Below are 23,872 nucleotides of genomic sequence, written 5' to 3' on the forward strand. Positions count from 1 at the left end.
GATCAATTCAAGCATTATTACTATTGTAACGTATCCGGGAAAGAGAGGAAAGTCCGATGATATCAGAGGAACGTTTGATTCAGGAATTCATGGAGCTTGTCCGTATTGATAGTGAGACAGGAAACGAACGGCAAATCGCCGATGTTCTAAAGGGAAAATTCAGCGCCCTCGGCCTTACCGCTGCTGAAGATGATTCACAGGAACGCACGGGTCATGGAGCAGGTAATCTGCTCGTTACCTGGCCTGCGGTGGACGGAGCCGCCGCACCGAAGCTTTTGTTCACCTGCCATATGGACACCGTGGTTCCCGGGCAAAATATTCAGCCTTCCCTTGGGGAAGACGGCTGGATTACCAGCGACGGCAGCACGATTCTTGGCGCGGACGACAAGGCCGGACTGGCTGCGTTGTTCGAAGCTATCCGCGTAATTCAGGAGCACAAGCTGCCGCATGGACAGCTTCAATTTGTGATCACCGCAGGTGAAGAATCGGGACTTCTGGGTGCACGGTCCATGAACCCGGAGCTGCTCGATGCGGATTTCGGCTTTGCCCTGGACTCCAACGGCGAGGTGGGGGCGATTGCTGTTGCCGCACCGGCCCAGGCGAAAGTGAAGATGCAGATTTTCGGCAAATCGGCTCATGCGGGCGTAAATCCCGAAGATGGCATCAGTGCCATTCAGGTTGCCAGCAAGGCGATCTCAGCGATGAAGCTTGGCCGCATTGACAGTGAAACCACGGCCAATATCGGGAAATTTGCCGGCGGCGGTCCGACTAATGTTGTCTGTGATTATGTACAACTGGATGCGGAAGCGCGCAGCATTGTGCAGGAGAAGGTGGAGCTGCAGGTCGCTTCCATGCGTGAAGCGCTGGAGACTACGGCCCGTGAATACGGTGCGCAAAGCGAATTTAGCAGTGAGATTATTTATCCGGCGTTCAACTTCACTGAGCATGATCCTGTCGTACAACTGGCAGACCGAGCGATCACCTCTCTTGGCCTGACTACACGCCTGTTCCATTCCGGCGGCGGCAGCGATGCCAATGTGTTCAACGGCCATAAGGTTCCAACGGTGAATTTGGCCATCGGCTATGAGCATATTCACACCACCAAGGAGCGGATCAAGGCCGAAGATATTGTCAAAGTGGCTGAGCTTGTTGTAGCGATTGTAAAAGAAAGCGTAAAGGGCTAATTCCGGCAGCGTTCGCGGCTCTGGATAGCATGAAGGAGCTGTCTCCGTGGGTTATCCCCGGGAACAGCTCCTTATGTTTACAAGACTGCTGAATTTGCTGAGACCTTACCGTAAGCGGAATATTATCCGGCCTTGTAAGGGTTGCTTCGGGATTCAGAGTGCAGCAGCAGGATGTAGGCCAGCGGCATATCACGTCCATATTGCTTCATCCACCCGGCCAATTTGGCCCTGATTTCTTCCGGTCTGCCGATCATTGTAACGCCGGAGGAGCTTGTACGGACAAGGAGGTCGTTCATCCTGCATTCCTTCTTTCCTCTTAAGTTTGCTATAATACACCCTATGCAGATCGAAGCCAAAGGAGACCATGAAACTATGAAAAAAGCTGAAATCAACCGCAACCCTTTACTCGATGAGGAAACGCTGTCTACACAGCCGATTTTTGAGGGCAAAATCATTACGCTGCAGGTGGATACGGTCAAGCTGCCTGACGGCAATACCGCAACCCGTGAAGTCGTGAAGCATCCGGGTGCTGTAGCGGTCCTTGCGCTGAACCAGGGGAAAATGCTGGTTGTGGAGCAGTACCGCCAGCCGATGCACCGCACAGAGGTGGAAATTCCCGCAGGCAAGCTGGATAAGGGCGAAGACCCGCTGGTTGCCGCCGGACGCGAGCTTCAGGAGGAGACAGGGTTTCACAGCGGCGACCTGAAGCTGCTGAAGTCGTTCTACACCTCTCCCGGATTTGCCGATGAGATTATCCATTTGTATGTGACGGACAATGCCCAGCCGGGGGAAATGGCGCTGGACGAGGATGAATTTCTGGAGGTATCCGAGCTTTCGCTTGAGGAAGCCTACCAATACATTGCAGACGGTCGTATTGCCGACGCCAAGACGATGATGGCAGTGTACGCCTGGCATCTGTACACGTTGACAGGCCAATGGCACTAGAGTCGAAGCTGTCCAGCTACTACTGCGACCTGCATGTGCATATCGGGCGTACCTCAGAAGGGCAGGCGGTCAAAATCAGCGGTAGCCGCGACCTCACCTTTGCAGGCATCGCCAAAGAAGCGGCGGAGCGCAAGGGAATAGAGCTGATCGGGATTATCGACAGCCATTCCCCGGGTGTGCTGCGGGATATTCGCACGCTGCTTGATTCCGGCGAGATGACCGAAGCGGAGGGCGGCGGAATTGCTTACCGGGGGACGACCATTCTGCTGGGGGCGGAAATCGAAATCCGTGAGCCCGGGCGAAAAGAGTGCCATGTCCTCGCCTTTATGCCGGATCTTGCGGCCATGGAGAATTTCAGCGGCTGGATGGCCAAGCATATGCGGAATGTTAATCTCAGCTCCCAGCGCATGTATGCTCCTGCCCGGGAATTGCAGGATGAGATTTACGGGCGGGGCGGTATTTTGATTCCGGCTCATATTTTTACGCCGCATAAGGGGCTATACGGCTGTGCTGCGGAGCGGATGGCGGAGCTGTTTGACCTGGAGCGCATCGCTGCGGTTGAGCTGGGGCTAAGCGCCGATTCCGGGATGGCCGGATATATTTCCGAGCTAGACCGCTATACGTTTCTGACCAATTCCGATGCCCATTCTCTGGGTAAAATCGGCCGTGAATACAACGTTATCGAGATGGCCAAGCTTTCGTTCAGTGAGCTGCGGCTGGCACTGGAGCGCCGGGAAGGACGGCGGGTCAGCGCCAATTTCGGGCTGAATCCCCGGCTTGGCAAGTACCACCGCACGTACTGCGCGGGCTGCGGCAGCATTATCGACGAGGCTTATGCCACGTCGGAGCGCTGCCCGTATTGCGGCGGACAGAAGCTGGTGCAGGGCGTATTTGACCGGATTCTGGCTATCGCGGACCGGGATCAGCCGTCGATTCCCGCTCACCGGCCAGCCTACCATTACCAGGTGCCGCTTGAGTTCATTCCGGGCCTTGGGAAACGTAAGCTGGAGGCGCTGCTGCAGGCCTTTGGCACGGAGATGAAGATTCTGCACACGGCAAGCGAAGCCGAGCTTGCCGCCGTTATCGGAGCCGAACTGGCCGGACAGATCGTCCTGGCCCGTTCCGGCACGCTTGAGCTATCCTCAGGCGGCGGCGGAACCTATGGCAAGGTGCTGAAAACCAAAGAGTAGCTACAAGCTGCAATGAGCAATAAAGGGTCGTCCCATCAGCAGGGTTACTGCGGGTGGGGCGATTTTTTGTTTTGGCGGCGGGGGTGGAGGCGAGTGGGAGCGGGAGTAACGGCATAATTGCCGTTACTGCTGACGTGAAAGCCTGCGGAGCCCTAATAACGGCATAATTGCCGTTACAGCGAGCCTGAAAGCCCACGAGAGCGCCAACAACGGCATTTTTGCAGTTATTAAGAGCATGAAAGCCCGAGTGATCGCCAACAACGGCATTTCTGCCGTTACAGCGAGCCTGAAAGCCTACGGAAGCCCCAACAACGGCATTTTTGCTGTTACTGCGAGCCTGAAAGCCCGAGTGATCGCCAATAACGGCATTTCTGCCGTTACTGCGAGCCTGAAGGCCTGTGGGGGCGGCGGCATCGGCAAGCTCCTTCTTGCCGAGGACAAGTCATAGAGCGGGAGGTTTCTTCATATGGTGTAACATATGACCGGAAAGGAGAACGTCCCGATGCGCAGCTTGCGGCTGATGGTGAAGGAGCAGACGCCTCTTTATATTTTTGTTGCGGTATTGTTTTTGGTTGGGGTTGTTTTCGGGGCGCTGATTGTGAGCGCGTTGACTCTGGATCAGCAGCAGGAGCTCGGAGATTACTTAGGCAATTTCTTCGTCACGGTCGATCAGCAGGGACTGCCGGCTGCGCCGGATTCCTACTGGGAGATTGCCGTTCTAAATTTGAAGTGGATCGGGCTGATCTGGATTCTCGGATTGTCTGTAATCGGGCTGCCGGGAATACTGATCCTTGATTTTCTTAAAGGAGTCCTGATCGGCTTTACAGTCGGTACTCTCGTCAGCGAGTATTCATGGCACGGCATGCTGTTCGCGCTGGTCTCAGTTGCGCCGCATAATCTCGTGCTGATTCCGGTGCTGCTCGTATGCAGTGCGGCGGCGATTGGCTTTTCTCTGCAGATGATCCGCAGCCGGGTGCTGGGCCAGCGGCGTTCCCTAGTCACCCGTCCATTTGCGATGTACACGATGTTATCTCTCGGGATGGTGGTGCTTGTGCTGGGGGTCTCCGGTTTTGAGGCCTGGGTTACGCCGTCGATGATGCGCTGGGTTACTCCAATGCTTGTTAATAATGCCTGAAAACGGAATTAGACAAACATAATGAAGCATATTGGTTACATAAACACTTTAGAGGTGGATAATGAGACCAAATCTTCATAATCAAGAATTCAAAGTCTACGTTGTAACCAAGGGGGATGTCCTGAGGTTTTTTGTGATTGAGATCATCATTGGTACAATGACTTATTCTATAGCTATGAAGCTGTTCCATAACATTATTTTGGCAAGTGCAGGCGGATGGGCAGGTACTGAAGGGATAAAGCGACTGTATGCTGTGAGTAAAATTATCGGAAAATAGCCCGAGTGCAACTTTTTTTACAACAGAAATGTAAGGTTCTAAAAGCGTTTGACTTCTCAAAGCGACTCCCTCTATAATGGAAGAAGTGATTTCATGCCCGGTGCGGTAATTTTCCAAGGGGGAGGCAGACAATGGAAGCACGGATAGATAAGATTAAACAACAGCTACAATCCCAAGGATACAAGCTTACGCCCCAACGGGAAGCGACGGTAAGAGTTCTGCTCGAGAATGAAGAGGATCATCTGAGCGCAGAAGACGTATTCATGCTGGTGAAGGAAAAAGCTCCGGAGATCGGTCTTGCCACCGTCTATCGTACCCTGGAACTGCTGAGTGAGCTTCATGTCGTGGAGAAGATTAATTTTGGAGACGGCGTTGCCCGTTATGATCTGCGAACAGATACGGCGAAGCATCATCACCATCATCTCATCTGTGTGCAATGCGGCTCGATGGATGAGATTCGTGAGGATTGGCTGGGCCCGCTGGAAGAGCGGCTGGAGCAGGAATTTAATTTTACGGTTCTTGATCATAGACTTGATTTTCACGGAATTTGCCACCGCTGCAAGGATAAGAATAATACGGACGGCAATACTTCCGAATAAGCTTATAGATGAAGATTTGCCACATAAGCTCTCACCGGTGCAACATACCGGAGGGGGCTTTTTAAATGATGTACAAGGGCTTCATACATAACTTCAGTCCCCGGCGCATACATTGAAGGACGAGTCTTGCGAACGCTATTTCAGGCAGGCTTACTGCCGAAAAAGGAGGCATTCATGTGATCGTCTCTGTGCCAAAAACAGTGCGCCGGTTGTATTTTATGACATTACTGGTTGCGCTCAGTTGTTCTGCCTATTATGCCATGAGCTGGATCAGCGGCTGGATTAGCCCAATTGAGAATTATGAAATACCGGAAGGAACTGCCGTTAAGGCCTTTCAGGAGGCTCCACGCAGCGGTGAGGGATTGAACACAGGCGAGAGACTGCGGTTCTATTACTGGTATGGGGAGTGAATACTCCTCCACAAGCAGGAAAAAGCTAAAAGTCTGTCGAATGAAGCTAAGGCGGGGCCAGGCCTGGCTTAATCATACGGAGCCTGCCGCCGGACCCCATGCCTAAATGTTGCAGAACCGTGAAGTGCAGCCTGAGTAAGACAGGAGCGTGGATTGATGAAGTCACATTTGCAGCCGTTTATGCAGTATCTGTCCGAAGATAAGGGCTTGTCGCCAAGCACCTTGGAATCCTATGGGCGGGATATTTCGCAGTTTCTGGATTTTGCCGAGGAGCGGGGGCTGGCGTCGCCGGAAGAGATCAGAAGGTCGCATATCATGCTGTATCTTGCGGCACAACGAGGGGCAGGGCGGGCAGCCGCAACAGTGAACCGGAATACGGTGTCACTCCGTGCCTTTTTTCATTATTTGCTGAAGGAACGTCTGACCATGCAAGACCCGACGCTGGATATGGACAAAATAAAACCAAGCAACAAGCCGCCAATGGTGCTGAGTGTCGGGGAGATCGAGCGGCTGCTGGGTGCTCCGGGCGGGGATACTCCCCAGGGTATGCGCGATAAAGCGATGCTGGAGCTGCTCTATGCAACCGGCATCCGTGTGTCGGAGCTGATCTCGCTGAATGTGGACGATGTGCACACCGAAATGAAGTATGTCCGCTGCACCGGAGCTTCCGGCAAGGAGCGGATTGTTCCGATTGGCACTATCGCTGCGGAGTGCGTTGCGGCGTACGCCGCCGGGCTGCGGGACAAGCTGCTGCGGGGCAATGCGGAGGAGCCGGCCCTGTTCCTGAACAGTCTGGGCGGACGGCTGACCCGGCAGGGCTTCTGGAAAATCATAAAGAAATACGCCCGGGAAGCGGGCATAGAACAGGATATTACACCGCATACGTTAAGGCATTCCTTTGCCGCGCATTTGCTTGAGGGTGGAGCCGACCTGCGTTCAGTGCAGCAGATGCTTGGCCATGCCGACATCTCGACCACCCAGATTTACAGCGGCATTGCCCGCAAGAATATGAAGGAAGTCTATGAGAGCCACCATCCACGGGCTTGATGACCCAAAGTATTCTGGATGCGCACCATAGCGTAGTGAAAGATGCCCGGTACCGGGCTCTAAAAGATGCTTTTTGTGAGTAAGACCGTTATGATGGAAATATATTGAGTGATGCATACAACGAAGGAGTGAGACAGCATGTCCTCATTTAAAAGAGTCGGATTTATTGTGCTGGATAGCGTAGGTATCGGTGAAGCGCCGGATGCCGAAGGTTTTGGAGATAAAGGGTCCCACACGCTGGGACATATTCTGGAGCGGGTTCCGGGGCTGAAGCTCCCTAATCTGCAGCAGCTTGGACTTGCGAATATTGCGCCATTGCCGCCGCTTGAGCCTGTAGCTGCCCCAACCGGATACTACGGTAAAATGCAGGAGGTTTCGGTAGGCAAGGATACGATGACCGGACACTGGGAGCTGATGGGACTGAAGATTGAGATCCCGTTCAACACCTACCCGGACGGCTTCCCGGCCGAGCTGATCGAGAAGTTCGAAGCGGCGACCGGCCGCAAGGTGATCGGCAACAAACCGGCCTCCGGTACGGAGATTCTGGTGGAGTACGGCGAAGAGCAAATGAAGACCGGCGCATGGATCGTGTATACGTCCGCAGACAGCGTATTTCAGCTTGCCGCACATGAAGATATTATTCCGCTGGACGAGCTGTACAGCGCCTGCAAAATCGCCCGCGAGCTGACGATGGCTCCTGAATTCTCGGTAGGCCGCGTTATCGCCCGCCCATATGTCGGCGAGCCGGGGCATTTCGTGCGCACACCTAACCGTCATGACTATGCGGTGAAGCCGCCGGAGCCAACAGTTATGAATGCGCTGAAGGATATCGGCAAGGACGTGATTGCCGTCGGCAAGATAAATGATATTTTCACCGGTGAAGGGGTTACGGCAGCCTACCCGACAAAAAGCAACGAGCACGGGATTGAGCTTACTATTGCAGAGCTGCGCAAGCCGTTTGACGGCTTCCTGTTCACCAACCTGGTAGATTTCGACTCCCTGTACGGCCACCGCCGTGATCCTGAAGGATATGGACGTGCGCTGGAGGTATTTGATCGGGCGCTTCCTGAGCTGCTGTCCACCTTAACCGAAGATGATCTGCTGATCATCTCGGCAGACCACGGGAATGACCCGATCCACAGCGGAACGGATCATACGCGTGAGTATGTGCCGCTGCTAATCTACAGCCCAAGATTCACGGCTCCGGCCAGCCTGGGCATCCGCCAGACCTTCTCGGATGTGGCGGCGACGATTGCCGACAACTTCGGGGCGAAGGCGCCAAAGTATGGGACAAGCTTTTTGGCAGAATTGAAGTAAGACATAACTTTCAGGAGGCAATAACCATGAGCGTAGTGACCCAGAGCAACATTCAAGAAGCAGCAGTTTATATTAAGGATAAATGTACGGTTGCCCCGGAAATCGGCCTTATTCTCGGCTCCGGCCTTGGCGTTCTGGCGGATCTGATCACGGATGAGGTAGTGATTCCGTATAACGAAATTCCACATTTCCCGGTGTCCACGGTGGAAGGACATGAAGGTGAGCTGCTGATCGGCATGATCGAAGGCCGCCGTGTGGTCATGATGAAAGGCCGCTTTCACATGTATGAGGGCTATGGACCGGAGACGACGGCTTTTCCGGTACGCGTAATGAAGGAGCTTGGTGTAACGAGCCTGCTGGTGACCAATGCTGCCGGCGGCGTCAACACGGATTTCACACCCGGCGATCTAATGCTGATTACCGATCATCTGAACCTGACCGGACGCAATCCGCTGATCGGACCCAACGACAATGCGCTGGGCGTGCGTTTCCCGGATATGTCCACCCCTTACAGCCCGCGCTTGATTGCAGCGGCTAAGGAGGCTGCGGCTGCACAGGGTTTTGAATTTAAGGAAGGCGTGTATGCCGGACTTCTTGGGCCTTGCTATGAAACGCCTGCCGAAATCGTGATGCTGCGCCGTCAGGGCGCAGACGCGGTGGGAATGTCTACGGTTTCGGAGACGATTGTTGCCCGCCATGCCGGTATTGAGGTGCTGGGCATCTCCTGCATCACCAACATGGCAGCCGGTATTCTGGATCAGCCGCTGAACCATGCGGAGGTTATGGAGACGGCAGAACGGGTGCGCGAGCACTTTTTGAAGCTGGTTCTGGCGTTTATTCCGAAGATGTAGGCCTGGACGCGCGCTGGTTTATTTTTGAAAATATAAGAATTTATATGTTTCACTCTATAAACTATCCTTATATTTCTCGCTGAAACGGATACCGTCCTTTTAAGGACGGCGTAGCCGTTTCGCTTGCATTTCACAATTAATATCCGGGAGGATCAACATATGACACAACAAGCTAACGCCCCTTATGGTGTGCAGGTCAAAGAAGCGGCTGAATATATCAAATCCAAATTGGGAGCCTACTCCCCAACCATCGGGCTTATTCTGGGTTCGGGCCTGGGCGATCTGGGCGACCAAATTGAGGATGCAGTGTACTTGCCGTACGAAGAAATTCCTCATTTTCCCCGCTCGACGGTTGAAGGCCATGCCGGACGGTTCGTGATCGGGAAGCTGGAAGGCAAGGACGTTATTATTATGCAGGGCCGTTTCCACTATTATGAAGGCTACGCTATGCGCAAGGTTGTGCTGCCGGTATATGTGCTGGCGAAGCTGGGCGTTGGCACACTGGTGATTACCAATGCGGGCGGCGGCATGAACCGTGCATTCAAAGCCGGTGATCTCATGCTGATTACAGACCATTTGAACATGACCGGCGACAACCCGCTGATCGGACCGAATGATCCGGAGCTGGGTGTGCGTTTCCCGGATATGTCCCGTGCGTACGATCCTGAATATATTGCTTTGGCTAAAAAGCTCGCAGGTGAGGTAAAAGGTGTGGACGGCGAAACGCTTGTGCTGCAGGAAGGCGTCTATGCCGGAATCAGCGGCCCGACCTACGAAACCCCTGCGGAGTTGAAAATGCTCGCCTACCTCGGCGGGGATGCCGTCGGCATGTCCACTGTGCCTGAAGTGATCGTTGCCAGCCACAGCAGACTGCGTGTGCTCGGCATTACCTGCATCACCGATATGGCGATTGGCGATGAGCTTGAGCCGCTGACGCATGAGCAGGTGGTGAAGGTGGCGAACCTGACGAAGCCGAAATTTATCGGCCTGGTGCGCGCTTTTGTCCGTGAGGTGCAGGCATAATGCGGGCTGTTGACCTGATTCAGAAGAAGAAGGACGGCGGCGAGCTGAGCCGCGAGGAAATCGCCTATCTGATCCAAGGCTACAGCAAAGGTGAAATTCCCGATTACCAGATTTCGGCCTGGGCGATGGCGGTGTATTTCCAAGGGATGAACGCGCGGGAAACCGGCGATCTGACTCTGGAGATGGCCATGTCCGGCGATCAGGTTGATCTTAGTCCAATTGCCGGCATCAAGGTGGACAAGCATTCCACTGGCGGGGTGGGCGATAAAACAACGGTCGTGCTTGCACCGCTGGTCGCATCCGCCGGAGTGCCGGTCGCCAAAATGTCCGGCCGCGGGCTGGGACATACCGGGGGCACGCTCGACAAGCTGGAATCCATCAGCGGGTTCTCTGTGGAGATGGAACGCGAGCGCTTCTTCACGCAGGTTGGCGAGATCGGCGCGGCCGTCATCGGCCAGTCCGGCAACATTACGCCAGCGGACAAGAAGCTGTATGCGCTGCGTGATGTGACCGCAACCGTGGAATCCATTCCGCTGATCGCCAGCTCCGTCATGAGCAAGAAGATTGCCGCCGGCGCAGATGCCATCGTGCTCGATGTCAAAACCGGCAGCGGCGCGTTCATGAAGACGCTGGACGATTCCATCGCCCTGGCCCAGGCCATGGTCGATATCGGCACGCATCTTGGCCGCAACACAGTTGCGGTCATCAGCGACATGGACCAGCCGCTCGGATACGGCATCGGCAACGCCCTGGAAATCAAGGAAGGCATCGAAACCTTGAAGGGCCACGGGCCGAAGGATCTGGAGGAGGTCTGCCTGATTCTCGGCAGCCAAATGCTGGTGCTCGGCGGCAAAGCGAAGGACGAGGCGGAAGCGCGTTCGATTCTGAAGTCCCATATCGAGGACGGCAGCGCATTCGCCAAGTTCAAGCAGATCGTTGCAGCGCAGGGTGGAGATGTTACGCAGGTCGAATCACCTGAGACACTGCCGTCTGCGCGGACCTTCATCGAAGTGAAGGCAGTGACGGCAGGGTATGTGGAGAGCATTCAGGCCGAGGAGATCGGCATCGCTGCCATGCTGCTTGGAGCCGGACGTGAAACGAAGGAATCGGAGATTGATCTGGCGGTCGGCATCCAGTTGTCCAAGAAGGTCGGCGATGCGGTAGCCGCAGGCGAAACTCTTGCCGTGCTGCATGTGAACGACGCCGGAGCGAACAAGGTGCAGGAAGCGGAAGCCAAGGTGCTGGAAGCTTACCTCATCTCCTCCGAACCCGTTCCGCCGCAGCCGCTTGTGTTCGCATTGGTTACCAAGGATGGGGTAACGCGGTACTAGAATTGGCGGGGCTGCAAGGCCCAACATATACAAGCCGTACAGAGCGATTTTTGTTCTGTACGGCTTTTTGTCGTAGCAATCTTTCGCTGGCTATTGCTTAAGGACAATCGCTTACGGATTTTTTTTGGATCACTTCATTGGAGTTTCATAAATAATTACTCCCGCTTGAACAACGGCAATTCTGCCGTTACTTCAGATCGAATCCTCCGAGACCGCTTGAACAACGGCAATTCTGCCGTTACTACAGATCGAATCCTTCGAGACTGCTTCAACAACGGCAATTCTGCCGTTACTACAGAGCGAATCCCTCGAGACCGCTTGAACAACGGCAATTCTGCCGTTACTGCAGATCGAATCCCCCGAGACCACTTGAACAACGGCAATTCTGCCGTTATTTCAGATCGCCCACCCAAACTCACGGTTCTCCTATTTTTATTTTAAATTTCGTAGGCGATTGCCCTGTGGCTAACCCAAACAATCCTCGACAGTCCTGAGCATCTGGTAAGCGCCGCGGCTTTGATTGCAGAGCACGGCTGCTGTTGCTCCACTGGCGGGATAGTAGGCGGAGTGGAAGGATACCCCGGGATCGTAGCCCATTACATGGTATTTGTACACCTCGCCATTCCGCTTGGTGATCCACACCCCGTATCCATAATACTCATCTTTTTCCTCATGAATATGTGCGGTAAGCATCAGGTTGGTCAGCTCTGGACCCAGCAGCTTATGCTCGAGCAAGCCCTCCCACAGCAGCAGCATATCGGGAGCAGTGACGAATGCGCTGCCGTCCGCGCCTCCTTTTACGGGAATAGAGTAGATATTGGTGGTCCAGGTTCCGTCGTCCTCCACTATGTATCCAAGGGCCGTATTGCCCGGGAGAGCATCCAGCGAGAAATACCCTGAGTTTGCCATCCCGCAAGGCGTAAAAATATGCCGCTCCACATAATTCGTAAACGCTACCTCGCTAAGCTTCTCGACGAGCAGACCGAGCAGGATATAACCGGCATTATTGTAATGGAATCTGGCTCCCGGGGCAAACTTCATTGGCAATTCGCGGAACATCGGTAGGAAATCCTCAAGCTGCCTAAGCAGATACATCGGGCGGGTTGTCCAGAGTCCGGCGAAATCTTCCATCGTCATCGTCTCTTCATCAAAATAATCCGAAATTCCCGAGCTATGGGTCAGCAGATGATGAACGGTGATGTCACGGCTGTAGTGGGGGAACTCCGCCTGCTCCAGAATATCCATGATTTTGCTGTCCAGCGCAAGCTTGCCCTGCTCCACCAATTGGCAGACGGCTATCGCTGTAAACAGCTTAGAGCCGGAAGCATTGCCAAAACGCGTATCTGGACGATTCGGCCATTGTTCCGCTTTATTGGCGTACCCGTATGCGCCGGAGGCTATAGTATGGGCGTTTTTTTTAACCAGTAAGGCTCCCGAAAAGCCCGCTCTTTCCGCCTCTGCATCAATTCTCCTGCTCAACTGTTCATGCTGCATGATGTGTCCTCCTTGAATAGCTCTGATTTTTCAAACCTACGATAGCATGGGTTCACCTGAAAGGGTATGTAAACTTCATGTATGTACCGTTTATGGAACAATTGGCTCTACCTGGAATTGCGAAATGCAGAGTGAACGCTGCGCGTAAGGTTTATCTGCTAAGGACAAGAAAAGCAGTTTAGTTTTGGCAGGGCGGTACATTGTGGACCATTTGGAATTTGAGATAGTATAACTCTAACATTAGAAACTCTTAAATTAGAGACAGTACATCCGGGGAGGAATTATAATGGCACTTCATCAGACGATAACGGTTTTGAATACTTTGGACAGTGCTTATGCTAACGGTGAGCAGGTGAGGCAGCTTTTCGCGGCTTATCCGGGAGTTAAGGTCGAGGTTGAAAAGGTGCAAGGCGATAAAGGGAGCACTGAATTTGTAAAAATCACCATTCCGGGCAGCAACGGCAAAGCCGGGGGCGGATCTGCACCTACGTTTGGCATTGTGGGCAGACTGGGCGGCATCGGTGCCCGTCCCGGGCGGATCGGGATTGTCTCCGATGCCGACGGTGCGGTAGCAGCCGTTGCTTCAGCACTGAAGCTGGCAGACATGCAGTCTAAGGGAGATGTGCTCAAAGGCGACGTGCTGATCACCACGCATATTTGCCCGGATGCGCCGACGCTGCCGCATGAGCCGGTTGATTTCATGGATTCTCCTGTCGATATTCTGCAAATGAATGAGCATGAGGTGCTTCCTGAGATGGAGGCGATTCTATCCATAGATACCACTAAAGGCAACCGGGTAATTAATCACAAAGGCATCGCGATCTCCCCTACCGTCAAGGAGGGCTACATCCTGCGGGTGAGCGAGGATCTTTTGCGGATTCTGGAAATGACGACAGGCCAGCTTCCGGTTACGTTTCCGGTTACGACTCAGGACATCACTCCATACGGCAACGACCTTTACCATATTAATTCGATTCTGCAGCCGGCAGTAGCGACGGATGCTCCAGTTGTCGGTCTGGCGATTACAGCCCAATCCATGGTGCCAGGCTGCGGAACCGGTGCAAGCCACGAGGTCGATATTGCTTCAGCGGTACGGTTTGCTATTGAGACGGCAAAGGAATTCAGCCAAGGTCAGTGCTCGTTCTATAACCAAGCCGAATTCGCACGCATTACGGAGCTGTATGGCTCCATGAAGGTGCTGCAGACTCCGGGCAAACCGGCAGTACCTACGGCCTGAGTCGGCTGGCGGAGATGTGGCGTTAGCTGCGGTATAGATGTAGAGGAGGGAACAGGTTGAAGACCATAGGACTGATCACCATTGGACAAGCCCCAAGGACCGATGTGGCTCCAATTCTTGAGAAGTACCTGAAGGGCCGTGCAGCGCTGCTGCAGTCCGGGGTGCTGGATGGCTTCACGCAAGCACAGGTCAGTGCGAACTATGGACCGGAAGAAGGAGAATATGTGCTGACTTCCCGGATGGCAGACGGATCTGCTGCTGTAGTCTCCAGAGAGCGGATAAAGTCGGTGCTGCAGGGGAAAATTGATGCCATGGAAGCCGCTGGAATCACTACGATTCTGCTGCTGTGCACCGGTGAATTTCCCGGCCTGCGCACAGCACGCGCCCACTTGATCGAGCCGGACCGGATTATCCCTCCGGTAGTCCTGGCGCTGGCCGGAAAGCGCCGTCTGGGGCTGATTGGCCCTTTGCCTGAGCAGGAGAAGCATATGAATGAGAAGTTTGCAGGGGCTGCTGGTGGTTGTGGTTCAGTTTCTGGTTCCGGTTCCGGTTCCGGGTTGCCCTTTGCCTCCGTCTCACCTTATACCGGAAGCGAAGCCGAATTCCGGGCTGCTGCGGAGAAGCTGAAAGGCCGCGCCGATCTGATTGTACTTGACTGTATGGGCTATGTGGAGCAGCATAGAGCATGGGCGTCTTCAGTTGGAATCCCTGTCGTGCTGTCGAGTGCGCTGATGGGGAAGCTGATCGCTGAAATGGTGTAATCAGGAGGAAACGAAATGAGTGAAGAACGGATTAATATCAGTATGAATGTCCTGAAGGACTGCCTGGGACTTGGCAGCCATGAGCAACTAGCCGTAGTGGCAGACGATGACAAGCGGGAGCTTGCCGAATCGGTCTATGAGGCCGGCAAACGCCTCGGCGCCGAGGCTGTGCTGCTGATTATGAGCAACCGGACCCGGTCCGGCGAAGAACCGCCTGCCGCCATCGCCTCGGCGATGGCCAAATCGGATGTGGCCGTGTGTATTACCACCCATTCCATGACGCATACTGCGGCCCGCAAGCAGGCGGCTGCGGCGGGAACCCGCGTAGCCACCATGCCTGGCATGACGGACGATATGTTCAGCCAAGGGGCGATTACAGCGGATTACGGACAGGTGAAGGCAATGACCGAGCAGGTTGCCTCGCTGCTGTCCGGCAGCAGCAGCGTCCGGATCGAGAAGGAAGGATTAAGCTTGTCCTTTTCGACCCAAGGGCGGGAGGGCATTCTTAGCACGGGGCTGTATCTGAATCCGGGTGAGTCGGGCAATCTGCCTTCAGGCGAAGCCTACATTGCACCGCTGGAGGGTACTGCCACAGGAAAGATTAAAGTGGACGGCTCCGTTGCCGGAATCGGCGCGCTGAGCAGCCCGATGATCCTTACAGTAGAGCAAGGGCGGCTGACTGCTGCCGAAGGCGAAGGCGGCGACAAGCTGCTGGAGATGCTCGGTACAGGTGATGGCCGGCTTCTGGGCGAATTCGGCATCGGGACCAATAACAAGGCGAGAATTACCGGTGTGGTACTGGAGGACGAGAAGGTCTATGGCACAATTCATGTGGCCTTCGGCAGCAACAATACCTTTGGCGGAGTCGTGGCGGCAGGCGTCCACATTGATGCTGTAGTGATGAAGCCGGACGTTTATTTGGATGACAAGCTCATTATGCGCGCAGGAGAGCTGCTATAGATTATATTGGGGTCTTGCGAAGGCTGACCGACAGGAGGGATACAGTTGCTGGGAATCATACGTGTCATCACACTGGAGGAGGAGGCTTCCATTCATCTGCATGGGAAGCTGATTGAACGCCGCTTCGGCCTGCCTGTCATGAGCCGGTGTATTCAGGACCAGCCACAGGGCGTATTCAATGACACAACGGAAGCGGAATCCGTTCCCAAGATCATTGCGCTGGCCCGCGAGCTGGAGAACAGCGGCTGCACCGCCATCGGAATCAGTTGCGCGGCTGATCCCGCCCTGCTGGAAGCCAGAGCTGCTGTACGGGTGCCCGTTCTTGGTGCAGGCTCCTGTGCTGCGCATTTGGCGATGGCGTATTCGGACCGGGTGGGCGTCCTGACGATTCTCACGGAGGTTCCGCCGTTTATACGCAGCATTCTTGGAGCGGCGTATGTGGGCATGGACCGTCCGGACGGAGTCACGACGACCCTTGATCTGAACACGCCGGAGGGACGCGCCGGGGCATTGGCCGCAGCGGCCAGGCTGGTGGAGCGCGGAGCGGAAGCCATTGTGCTCGCATGTACGGGCTTTGCGACCATCGGGCTGGCTGCTGAGCTGGAGGAGAAGCTCGGTGTCCGCGCGCTGGACCCGATTTTGTCGCTGGGAGCCGCAGTGGCGGCGGCAGCCTCGTCGCCGGACAGGTCCGGCAGTAAATAAACGATTTATCCTTATATTTTCGCTGAAACGGATACTGCCCTTTTTAAGGTCAGCGCAGCCGTTTCACCTCGTACGACTCCAGAAACGGGTGACGCCTTGTCCAAAGGGCGGTGCTCGTTTCTTTTTGTGAGGCCGTTTTGTATGTCGGAAAGCAGCAGTTACATGAACTTCATAACTTTTTCTTTTGGTTATTCGACAAATTCTGATAAACTATCGAGAAATCAAGATTGGCATAGTTCAGGAAAAAACAAGAAATACTGTAGACAGTAGAAGGGGGAAGGATTGTTGAATACTAGGGGCATTACGTTAAGAGAGCTGATGCAGCTCAAGGTTCTGTCCAAAGCGACCGTTATCAGCGGCGTTCAGGGGCTGGACCGGGTGGTGCGCTTTGTGGATATTATGGAGGTCCCTGATCTGAAGGGCTGGATCAGCGAAGGCGTGATGCTGTTGACCACAGCCTATTCGATCCGCCACGATCCTTCGCTGCTGACCGAGCTGGTCTACACCTTGGATCAACTGGGTGCAGCTGCGCTGGCAATCAAGCCGGCCCGCTTCCTCAAAGAGATCCCCCAGGGGGCCATCGAGGCCAGCAATATCTGCGGTCTGCCCATTGTGGAGATACCGCCGGAAATTCCCTATACGGATATTACCCAGCCGGTGATGGAGCTGCTGCTCGGCCGTCAGGCGATGCTGCTGCGCCGTGCGGAGGAGGTATACCGGACCTTGACGATGATGGTGCTGGAGAACAGCGGGATTCAGGCCGTGAGCGACAACGTGGCTGAATTCTTAAAAGCGCCTGTCGCCCTGGTCGATACAGAGCGGAATATTATTGTCTCTTCACCGTCCCAGTTTGACTGGTCGATTCCTGAGGAGCCGCTAAGCTGGAATATCCATGTGGACCGGCGGACGGTTGCCAGGCTGCTGGTGGACAAGAAGAAGCTGGATGATATGGAGGAGGTCGGGATTGAGCAGGCGCGTCTGGTGTTTGCCCTGGAGCTGATGCGGGAAAAGGTGGCCGAGGATACAGAGTTCCGGCTGCGGGGCAATTTTATTGATGAGCTGCTGACGCCTCCCTTGCCATCCAGGCATGAGGTGGAGCGGCGGGCCCGCCAGCTTGGGATGAACCCTGAACACAAGTGGGAGGTTGCCGTAATTGAGGGGGAGACTGCGCCGAATGAAGAGACGGTGAACCGGCTGCTGGACCGGGAAGCCCGGAAACGCGGGGTAACCCCCCATGCGGAATTCCGCTCGAACCGCGCAGTGCTGTTCCTGCCGACCCCCGAAGGCCGTAAGTTCAATACTGCTGGTGATGGAGAGGAGACATGGGCGGTGACGCTTGAAGGCTGGCTTCAGGACAAAGCCGAAGGGCTGGGAGGCTACCGCACGGGGGTAGGGACTCAGGAGTACCTCTGGGATATTCAGACCAGCTACAATGAAGCGCGCAAGGCGCTGTCCGTGGCAAGGCGTCTGGGTCAAGGGGCGGGCGGAGTGACCCGCTACGAAGAGATTGAGGTATATCATCTGCTGGAGGGTCTTAGCGGAGAAGGCTTCGCCGCCCTGTTCGAGCGCAAGCTGGGCAAGCTGCGGCAATATGACCAGGAGCATGACAGCAACATGCTGCTGACGTTCTATCATTATCTGGAGTGCCGGGGAAGCCTGATCGAGACAGCGAACAGCCTGTACATCCATCGCAATTCCGTCAAATACCGGCTGGAGCGCATCCGTGACATCACAGGTTTTGATCTGAATGATCCACGTGAGCAGTTTGTATGCCATTTGTGCCTGATCTACTATTATTTGCAGGGAAAATAAGCAGAATGGCAATTTTATGGAGTGATGTGTTAGAAAAAGTAACATTTAAACGCAGTAATAGTGCACAATCGACAAACGGTTGTGCTTTTTTTTAGCTGAACGGGACGTAGAGTGGAGCTTGAAATCTATGTAGAATTAGCACAACTACTAAAGGGGACCAAGAAACCGCAAGGTACCTGACATGGAACCTTCGGTTGCAGGCAGGATGTGCCGCTGGCTACAGAAGCGTAAGGGGGTTGATTCATTGTTTGCTTACACATTAAAAAGACTGGCGCAGATGATTCCGGCCTTGCTCGGCATTATCGTGATCACGTTCATCCTCTCCAGAGTCTTGCCGGGTGATCCCGCGATCATGCTGGCCGGGGAACAGGCCCCGGAGGAGACGGTTAACAAAATCCGCCAGGACATGGGGCTGGACAAGCCGCTGTACATTCAATTCTTCAGTTATATCGGACAGTTGTTCCGGGGGAATATCGGCTATGCCTATCATACGGGGCATTCGGTAGCGAGCGATCTGGCGACGCGTTTTCCGGCTACTCTGGAGCTGACGATTGCCAGCATTCTGATAGCGATTCTGGTGGCGATTCCCGTAGGGATTATTGCGGCAACCCGCAAGGAGTCGATCCTCGACCACATCTCACGTGTCTTCTCACTGATTGGTGCATGTGTGCCGATCTTCTGGCTGGGTCTGATTTTCATTTATGTCTTTTATTCAATTCTTGGCTGGGCACCCGCGCCGATGGGACGGATCAGCGGTGACCTGAATCCTCCGGTCCACATCACCGGGATGTATGTGCTGGACAGTATTTTATCCGGAGATATCCTTGCTTTGAAAAGCAGCATCGCCCACCTGGTGCTCCCGGCGATTTGCCTCAGTACAGGGACGATGGCCATCGTGGCCCGCATGACCCGCTCCAGCATGCTGGAGGTGGTCGACCAGGATTTCGTCAGAACGGCCCGGGCCAAGGGGCTGCGCGAATCGGCCGTGGTCTACAAGCATGCGCTTGTGAACGCGCTGATTCCTACGCTTACTGTACTCGGATTGCAGTTCGGCTATCTGATGGGCGGCGCGGTCATTACGGAGACAATCTTTACCTGGCCGGGCATCGGCGGCTATGTTACGGATTCGATTCTGGCTGCGGATTACGCGCCGATTCAAGCTTTTACACTGGTCAGCGCCATCCTCTACTGCGGGATCAACCTGGCAGTCGATCTGATCTACGGCCTGATTGATCCGCGTATCCGTTATGAATAAGAATTCACGTATGTTTCGGAAAAGGAGGAGATTTCCATTGAGCACGGCAGCACAGTCAGCGCAGGGCAATCCTTCGAAACCCGCTGCTGCACATAAACCCAAAACCTTACTCACCCTGCTCCTGCATAACCGGCTTGCCGCAATCGGACTTGTATGTATTCTGGTCTGGACCGTGACCGCCCTGATTGCACCCTGGATTGCACCGCATGATCCATACCTTACGGATATGGCGAATAAGCTCCAGGCGCCGTCGGGTAGCCACTGGTTCGGCACGGATAACTTTGGCCGGGATATCTTTAGCCGTGTGCTATATGGAGCGAGAATCAGTATTTGGACCGGCCTTATCGCGGTCGCTATTTCATTCCTGATCGGTGTGCCGCTTGGCGGCATTGCCGCCTACTACGGCGGACGGACAGGGAGCATAATTATGCGGCTGATGGACGTTCTGCTGTCCTTCCCGTCGCTGGTGCTGTCTATGGCTATTGCCGCTTCCATCGGAGCGGGCCTGACCACTGCGATGATCGCAGTCGGCATCGTGGGCATTCCGGAATTTGCGCGGCTGATGTTCGGCCAGACGGTATCGCTCCGCGAGAAGGAGTATGTGGAAGCCAGCCGGGCCATCGGCGTGAAGGACTCGGTTATTCTCTACCGGCATATTCTGCCGAACGCGCTTGCTCCCCTGATGGTTCAGGCGACGCTGGGCATGGGCTTCGCCATCCTGACGGCTTCCAGTCTCAGCTTCCTCGGTCTTGGGGTCAAGCCTCCGATTGCCGAGTGGGGGGCGATGATCTCTGAGGGCAGAGAGTATATCATCTCCGGGCAGTGGTGGCTGGTAACCTTCCCGGGCCTTGGGATTGCCACAGCCATTCTCGGTTTTAACCTGCTCGGAGACGGTTTCCGGGATGTACTTGATCCACGGTTGCGGTCGGGCAAATAGATAGGAGCAGAGACGGTCTGATCCACCTCGGCTCTAAAATATTTCCCGGTAAATATAAATCAGCAGCACTATGTTAGGAGCCAGTAGAAAAGGGAGGAATTATTGATGAAAAGAGTAAAACTGCTGTCCACGCTCGTCGCTTTTTCAATCATGCTGGCCGGCTGCGCAAGCAGCGCCAATCCGCAGACGCCTGCTGCCACTTCGGCGGCTGAAGGAACCGCAGCGCCGACTGCTGCAGCCAAGCCTTTCCTGACCGTCGCTTATTCTGAAGGCGGCACTACACTCGATCCGGCGGAGGCCAATGATTTGACCTCGGATACCCTGGTGCTTGCGGCGTATGACCAGCTCGTAACCTATGGCGTCAAAACGGAAAACGGGGCAAATATCGCGAACACTGAGGATATCAAGCCGATGCTTGCCGAGAGCTGGGAGGTATCCGGCGATAATACCGTCTATACCTTTAAGCTGAAGTCCGGCGTGAAGTTCCAGAGCGGCAATCCGGTGGATGCGGCGTCGGTCGTGTATTCCTTTGACCGTGTTGCGAAGTCCAGCTCCGGCAGCTTCCTCTACGGCATGGCTGCGATCAAGTCGGTTACGGCCAAGGATGATTCCACCGTGGAAATCGCCCTGACGAATGCCAATCATAATTTCCTGCAAATTATGGCGATGTACACCTTCTCCATCGTGGACAAGAAGGCGGTTGAAGCGCAAGGCGCTGACTACCTCAATACGAATGCTGCAGGCTCCGGCCCCTTCAAGCTTGAGAAATGGGACCCTGCCACCGAAGCGGTCTTTACCCCGAACGAAGACTACTGGCAGGGCGCGCCGAAGCTTGGCAAGGTAACCCTGAAGTTCACCAAGGAAGCCTCTAACCGCGTACTGCTGCTGAATAAAGGCGACGTGGACATGGCGATTGAAATTCCGCCGAAGGATGTTGATTCCCTGAAAAGCAACAGCAACCTGACTGTAGCCTCGAACGCGAGCAACCGGATTCTCTATTTTGCAATGAACAACAAGGTGAAGCCTTTTGACAATGAAAAGGTCCGCCAGGCCATCAACTATGCGATTCCTTATGACGAACTGCTGACTGGCGTAATGTACGGACAGGCCAAGCAGATGAAGAGCTCGGTTGCCAGCAATACCCCGGGCTTCACCGATGCAGGCTACGTCTATGAGCATAATCTGGACAAAGCGAAGGAATTGCTGAAGGAAGCAGGCTATGAGAAAGGATTTACTTTTGACTTCACGCTTGGCTCCGGCTTTGACGACTGGGAAGATGATGCGGTGCTGATCCAGGCAGAGCTGGCCAAAATCGGTGTAACGATGAACATCAACAAGCTGGCCCGCGCCCAGTTCCTGGAGCAGCAGAAAACGAAGAAGCTGACATCTTATATCTCCAAATGGACTTCCTTTGTCAACGATCCCGGCTATCATCTTGGCTTCCTGATGTATGGCAAAGGCTCCTCCAACTATCACAACTATCAGAATGCGGAAGTAGACAAGCTGTGGGAGCAGGCCAACACAGAGACGGATGCAGCGAAACGCGCAGAGCTGTACAAGAAAGCACAGGAAATCATTACAACCGAAGCACCTTGGGCGTATCTGTATGAATACAACCGGATTGTCGGCATGAGCAACAAAATCAGCGGTTATGCGTTCTACCCGGATGAGGTCATCCGCTTCTACCCGCTGTCGGTACAGGAATAGAAGATTATTTTGAACAAAGAGCGGACGGGCCAACGCGGCTGCGGTCCCTCTTTTTCCAAATTACAGCGTATGAAAAGGAGACAGGACATGGTGACAGATTGGAAGAGCAAGGTGCTGAGCGCGATAGATGAAGAGCAGGAGCAATTGCTGGAGCTGTGCTCGCAGCTGATCCGTTTTCCTTCCGAGAACCCTCCGGGCGACTCGCGTGATATAAGTGCTTTTATTATGGATTATTTGAAGCAGGCTGGAATTGATACAGAGGTGCATCCGGCAACTGAAACGATGCTGAACCTCGTCTCCACATTGAAAACTGAGGCCAAAGCGCCTTCCGATAAAAAATTGATCTTCTGCGGACACACGGACGTGGTGCCTGCCGGGGATCTGTCCCGTTGGGATTTCGATCCGTTCTGCGGCGATATCGTGGACGGCTACCTGCTGGGAAGAGGTGCTTCCGATATGAAGGCCGGCCTTGCCGGACTGATCTTCGCCATGGGGCTGCTGTCGAGACTTGGTGTTCCACTGCGCGGCGATCTGGCACTGCTGGTTGTGCCGGATGAGGAGACAGGCGGCCATCTCGGTGTGCCGTGGGTGCTTGAACGTGGGTTGGTAACAGGAACGGCTGCGGTCATTGCCGAGCCATCCGGTCCGCTGAATCCGACGATTGGGCAGAAGGGAAGCTGCTGGTTCGAGTTCACGGTGGAAGGCACGCCGGGACACGGCAGTCTTGCGCCTGTGGTCGGGGAGAGTGCAATTGTCAAAGCAGCCAAGGGGATTGAAGCGCTGCAGCGGTTATGGGACATCAAGCCGGACATTCCTGAGGAGGTCAAGGAGATCATCCGCATTTCCCAGGATTATGTGAAGGAGCGTGAACAGGACGGCTCCATCGCTTATCAGGTGTTCGATCACGTGACGGTCAACATTGGAACGATTCAGGGCGGAACCAAGGTGAACGTGGTAGCCGACCGCTGTACGGTGCAGGTGGATTCCCGGGTCCCTTTTGGCGTCGATTACCGGGATGTGCTGGACCGGGCGCGTTCGCTGCTGCTTGAAGCAGGAATTGAGTCCGAGGTCAAAGGCTTCGGCTTCCAGGGCAACGCCAACTGGACATCTACGGAGGAGCCGATTGTCAGCGATCTGGTGGAGAGCATCTGCGAGGTGAGCGGCGAGGAAGCCTACGGTGTGCTGCAATGGGCCTCCAGCGATGCGCGTCATTTCCGCACCCACCAGATTCCGGTGCTGCAATACGGACCTGCCGAGCTGTCGACCATCCACAATTTTAATGAAAAAGCGCCGGTCTGGCAGATTATCCAGTGCGCCAAAGTCTATGCGCTGACTGCGCTGAAGTACCTTGGTGTAGAAGAAAGCGGAGAGTAAGGATCACTGACAAATTTTACGTTAAACCGATGAGTAATATTGATGTTACGATTAGTTGAGACATAAACTATTGCATTTTTACAGCAGAAGAACGGGCTTTCTATATAAGTTGAACTTAAAAAAATCATAAAAATGGCAGGAGTACGGAGGGGAAGTTTGGAACTGGAGGAGCGTCAGCGTCCGCCTTTATGTTTGGATTTCTACCGTGAACAACGGTATTAAATCAGGAAATCCAAACATAACAGCGGCCGGAAGTCCAAACATTCCCCGCAGTTACGACCAGTACTCTAATATGAGAATCTAAAGTTCGATTTATATAGTTTA

23 protein-coding genes are annotated in these 23,872 nt (G+C 54.4%); 21 read left to right on the forward strand and 2 right to left on the reverse strand.

All coding sequences use genetic code 11. The features are described 5' to 3' along the window. The first annotated feature begins 56 nt into the window (after positions 1–56). Positions 57–1,184, forward strand: coding sequence for a M20/M25/M40 family metallo-hydrolase (locus tag ACX1DY_RS10400; protein ID WP_458964122.1), 1,128 nt, complete (start codon positions 57–59; stop codon positions 1,182–1,184). A 122-nt stretch (positions 1,185–1,306) separates the two neighbouring features. Here ACX1DY_RS10400 and ACX1DY_RS10405 read toward each other — a convergent pair whose 3' ends face one another. After that, positions 1,307–1,480, reverse strand: a complete 174-nt coding sequence (locus ACX1DY_RS10405; RefSeq protein WP_458964123.1) for a hypothetical protein — start codon at positions 1,478–1,480, stop codon at positions 1,307–1,309. A 76-nt stretch (positions 1,481–1,556) separates the two neighbouring features. Here ACX1DY_RS10405 and ACX1DY_RS10410 point away from each other — a divergent pair, with 76 nt between their 5' ends. The 11 genes from ACX1DY_RS10410 (at position 1,557) to ACX1DY_RS10460 (ending at position 11,309) form a co-directional block, all read left to right on the forward strand. Beyond that, positions 1,557–2,129 (forward strand): NUDIX domain-containing protein, encoded by a 573-nt coding sequence (locus ACX1DY_RS10410; protein ID WP_458964124.1) that lies wholly within the window; start codon positions 1,557–1,559, stop codon positions 2,127–2,129. Then, positions 2,120–3,319, forward strand: coding sequence for an endonuclease Q family protein (locus tag ACX1DY_RS10415; RefSeq protein WP_458964125.1), 1,200 nt, complete (start codon positions 2,120–2,122; stop codon positions 3,317–3,319). Before ACX1DY_RS10410 ends, ACX1DY_RS10415 begins: the two co-directional genes overlap by 10 nt. Positions 3,320–3,554: 235 nt before the next feature. Further along, the gene (locus tag ACX1DY_RS10420) at positions 3,555–3,767 is read left to right on the forward strand and encodes a hypothetical protein (RefSeq protein WP_458964126.1); all 213 of its coding nucleotides are present in this window, start codon (positions 3,555–3,557) and stop codon (positions 3,765–3,767) included. Between the two features lie 54 nt (positions 3,768–3,821). Then, a complete protein-coding gene (gene spoIIM, locus ACX1DY_RS10425) occupies positions 3,822–4,454 on the forward strand; it encodes a stage II sporulation protein M (protein WP_458964127.1) in 633 nt (210 codons plus the stop codon). Positions 4,455–4,862: 408 nt separating this feature from the next. Beyond that, the gene (gene fur, locus ACX1DY_RS10430) at positions 4,863–5,330 is read left to right on the forward strand and encodes a ferric iron uptake transcriptional regulator (protein WP_458964128.1); all 468 of its coding nucleotides are present in this window, start codon (positions 4,863–4,865) and stop codon (positions 5,328–5,330) included. Between the two features lie 176 nt (positions 5,331–5,506). Further along, on the forward strand, positions 5,507–5,740 hold the full coding sequence (locus tag ACX1DY_RS10435) for a DUF4227 family protein (RefSeq protein WP_458964129.1): 234 nt from the start codon (positions 5,507–5,509) through the stop codon (positions 5,738–5,740). 156 nt (positions 5,741–5,896) lie between these two features. Further along, positions 5,897–6,787: a site-specific tyrosine recombinase XerD gene (gene xerD, locus ACX1DY_RS10440; protein WP_458964130.1), complete on the forward strand. Its 891-nt coding sequence runs from the start codon at positions 5,897–5,899 to the stop codon at positions 6,785–6,787. Between the two features lie 138 nt (positions 6,788–6,925). After that, positions 6,926–8,104, forward strand: coding sequence for a phosphopentomutase (deoB, locus tag ACX1DY_RS10445; protein ID WP_458964131.1), 1,179 nt, complete (start codon positions 6,926–6,928; stop codon positions 8,102–8,104). Positions 8,105–8,130: 26 nt separating this feature from the next. Continuing rightward, positions 8,131–8,955, forward strand: coding sequence for a purine-nucleoside phosphorylase (locus ACX1DY_RS10450; RefSeq protein ID WP_458964132.1), 825 nt, complete (start codon positions 8,131–8,133; stop codon positions 8,953–8,955). A 159-nt stretch (positions 8,956–9,114) separates the two neighbouring features. After that, on the forward strand, positions 9,115–9,978 hold the full coding sequence (locus tag ACX1DY_RS10455; protein WP_458964133.1) for a purine-nucleoside phosphorylase: 864 nt from the start codon (positions 9,115–9,117) through the stop codon (positions 9,976–9,978). Next, positions 9,978–11,309, forward strand: coding sequence for a pyrimidine-nucleoside phosphorylase (locus ACX1DY_RS10460; protein ID WP_458964134.1), 1,332 nt, complete (start codon positions 9,978–9,980; stop codon positions 11,307–11,309). Before ACX1DY_RS10455 ends, ACX1DY_RS10460 begins: the two co-directional genes overlap by 1 nt. A gap of 465 nt (positions 11,310–11,774) precedes the next feature. Here the strand turns inward: ACX1DY_RS10460 and ACX1DY_RS10465 are convergent, their stop codons facing one another. Further along, positions 11,775–12,803 carry a serine hydrolase domain-containing protein gene (locus ACX1DY_RS10465; protein WP_458964135.1) on the reverse strand — a complete coding sequence of 343 codons (1,029 nt, stop codon included), beginning with the start codon at positions 12,801–12,803 and terminating at the stop codon, positions 11,775–11,777. A gap of 286 nt (positions 12,804–13,089) precedes the next feature. Here ACX1DY_RS10465 and ACX1DY_RS10470 point away from each other — a divergent pair, with 286 nt between their 5' ends. From ACX1DY_RS10470 to ACX1DY_RS10510, 9 genes are all read left to right on the forward strand, one after another. Next, positions 13,090–14,040: a DUF1177 domain-containing protein gene (locus tag ACX1DY_RS10470; protein WP_458964136.1), complete on the forward strand. Its 951-nt coding sequence runs from the start codon at positions 13,090–13,092 to the stop codon at positions 14,038–14,040. Positions 14,041–14,096: 56 nt separating this feature from the next. Next, positions 14,097–14,801: an AroM family protein gene (locus ACX1DY_RS10475; protein WP_458964137.1), complete on the forward strand. Its 705-nt coding sequence runs from the start codon at positions 14,097–14,099 to the stop codon at positions 14,799–14,801. A gap of 15 nt (positions 14,802–14,816) precedes the next feature. Beyond that, entirely contained in the window at positions 14,817–15,761 is a 945-nt protein-coding gene (locus tag ACX1DY_RS10480; RefSeq protein ID WP_458964138.1) for an aminopeptidase, read from the forward strand. A 45-nt stretch (positions 15,762–15,806) separates the two neighbouring features. After that, positions 15,807–16,463 carry an aspartate/glutamate racemase family protein gene (locus ACX1DY_RS10485; RefSeq protein ID WP_458964139.1) on the forward strand — a complete coding sequence of 219 codons (657 nt, stop codon included), beginning with the start codon at positions 15,807–15,809 and terminating at the stop codon, positions 16,461–16,463. A 285-nt stretch (positions 16,464–16,748) separates the two neighbouring features. Continuing rightward, entirely contained in the window at positions 16,749–18,275 is a 1,527-nt protein-coding gene (locus ACX1DY_RS10490) for a PucR family transcriptional regulator (protein ID WP_458964140.1), read from the forward strand. A gap of 244 nt (positions 18,276–18,519) precedes the next feature. Further along, positions 18,520–19,530, forward strand: coding sequence for an ABC transporter permease (locus tag ACX1DY_RS10495; protein ID WP_458964141.1), 1,011 nt, complete (start codon positions 18,520–18,522; stop codon positions 19,528–19,530). Positions 19,531–19,540: 10 nt separating this feature from the next. Beyond that, on the forward strand, positions 19,541–20,467 hold the full coding sequence (locus ACX1DY_RS10500; RefSeq protein ID WP_458964142.1) for an ABC transporter permease: 927 nt from the start codon (positions 19,541–19,543) through the stop codon (positions 20,465–20,467). 105 nt (positions 20,468–20,572) lie between these two features. Then, entirely contained in the window at positions 20,573–22,174 is a 1,602-nt protein-coding gene (locus ACX1DY_RS10505) for an ABC transporter substrate-binding protein (protein WP_458964143.1), read from the forward strand. An 87-nt stretch (positions 22,175–22,261) separates the two neighbouring features. Further along, positions 22,262–23,548, forward strand: coding sequence for a M20 family metallopeptidase (locus tag ACX1DY_RS10510; RefSeq protein WP_458964144.1), 1,287 nt, complete (start codon positions 22,262–22,264; stop codon positions 23,546–23,548). Positions 23,549–23,872: the final 324 nt, after the last annotated feature.

This window comes from Paenibacillus sp. BAC0078 (genome assembly GCF_054483875.1).

What these genes read in the sequence shown, in the direction of transcription:
- ACX1DY_RS10420 (WP_458964126.1), top strand. Translation starts at nt 3,555, where the DNA reads ATGAAAGCCCGAGTGATCGCCAACAACGGCATTTCTGCCGTTACAGCG.
- ACX1DY_RS10510 (WP_458964144.1), top strand. Translation starts at nt 22,262, where the DNA reads ATGGTGACAGATTGGAAGAGCAAGGTGCTGAGCGCGATAGATGAAGAG.
- ACX1DY_RS10410 (WP_458964124.1), top strand. Translation starts at nt 1,557, where the DNA reads ATGAAAAAAGCTGAAATCAACCGCAACCCTTTACTCGATGAGGAAACG.
- ACX1DY_RS10405 (WP_458964123.1), bottom strand. Translation starts at nt 1,480, where the DNA reads ATGAACGACCTCCTTGTCCGTACAAGCTCCTCCGGCGTTACAATGATC.
- ACX1DY_RS10505 (WP_458964143.1), top strand. Translation starts at nt 20,573, where the DNA reads ATGAAAAGAGTAAAACTGCTGTCCACGCTCGTCGCTTTTTCAATCATG.
- xerD (WP_458964130.1), top strand. Translation starts at nt 5,897, where the DNA reads ATGAAGTCACATTTGCAGCCGTTTATGCAGTATCTGTCCGAAGATAAG.
- ACX1DY_RS10465 (WP_458964135.1), bottom strand. Translation starts at nt 12,803, where the DNA reads ATGCAGCATGAACAGTTGAGCAGGAGAATTGATGCAGAGGCGGAAAGA.
- ACX1DY_RS10470 (WP_458964136.1), top strand. Translation starts at nt 13,090, where the DNA reads ATGGCACTTCATCAGACGATAACGGTTTTGAATACTTTGGACAGTGCT.
- ACX1DY_RS10450 (WP_458964132.1), top strand. Translation starts at nt 8,131, where the DNA reads ATGAGCGTAGTGACCCAGAGCAACATTCAAGAAGCAGCAGTTTATATT.
- deoB (WP_458964131.1), top strand. Translation starts at nt 6,926, where the DNA reads ATGTCCTCATTTAAAAGAGTCGGATTTATTGTGCTGGATAGCGTAGGT.
- ACX1DY_RS10400 (WP_458964122.1), top strand. Translation starts at nt 57, where the DNA reads ATGATATCAGAGGAACGTTTGATTCAGGAATTCATGGAGCTTGTCCGT.
- spoIIM (WP_458964127.1), top strand. Translation starts at nt 3,822, where the DNA reads ATGCGCAGCTTGCGGCTGATGGTGAAGGAGCAGACGCCTCTTTATATT.
- ACX1DY_RS10480 (WP_458964138.1), top strand. Translation starts at nt 14,817, where the DNA reads ATGAGTGAAGAACGGATTAATATCAGTATGAATGTCCTGAAGGACTGC.
- ACX1DY_RS10415 (WP_458964125.1), top strand. Translation starts at nt 2,120, where the DNA reads ATGGCACTAGAGTCGAAGCTGTCCAGCTACTACTGCGACCTGCATGTG.
- ACX1DY_RS10500 (WP_458964142.1), top strand. Translation starts at nt 19,541, where the DNA reads ATGTTTCGGAAAAGGAGGAGATTTCCATTGAGCACGGCAGCACAGTCA.
- ACX1DY_RS10460 (WP_458964134.1), top strand. Translation starts at nt 9,978, where the DNA reads ATGCGGGCTGTTGACCTGATTCAGAAGAAGAAGGACGGCGGCGAGCTG.
- fur (WP_458964128.1), top strand. Translation starts at nt 4,863, where the DNA reads ATGGAAGCACGGATAGATAAGATTAAACAACAGCTACAATCCCAAGGA.
- ACX1DY_RS10455 (WP_458964133.1), top strand. Translation starts at nt 9,115, where the DNA reads ATGACACAACAAGCTAACGCCCCTTATGGTGTGCAGGTCAAAGAAGCG.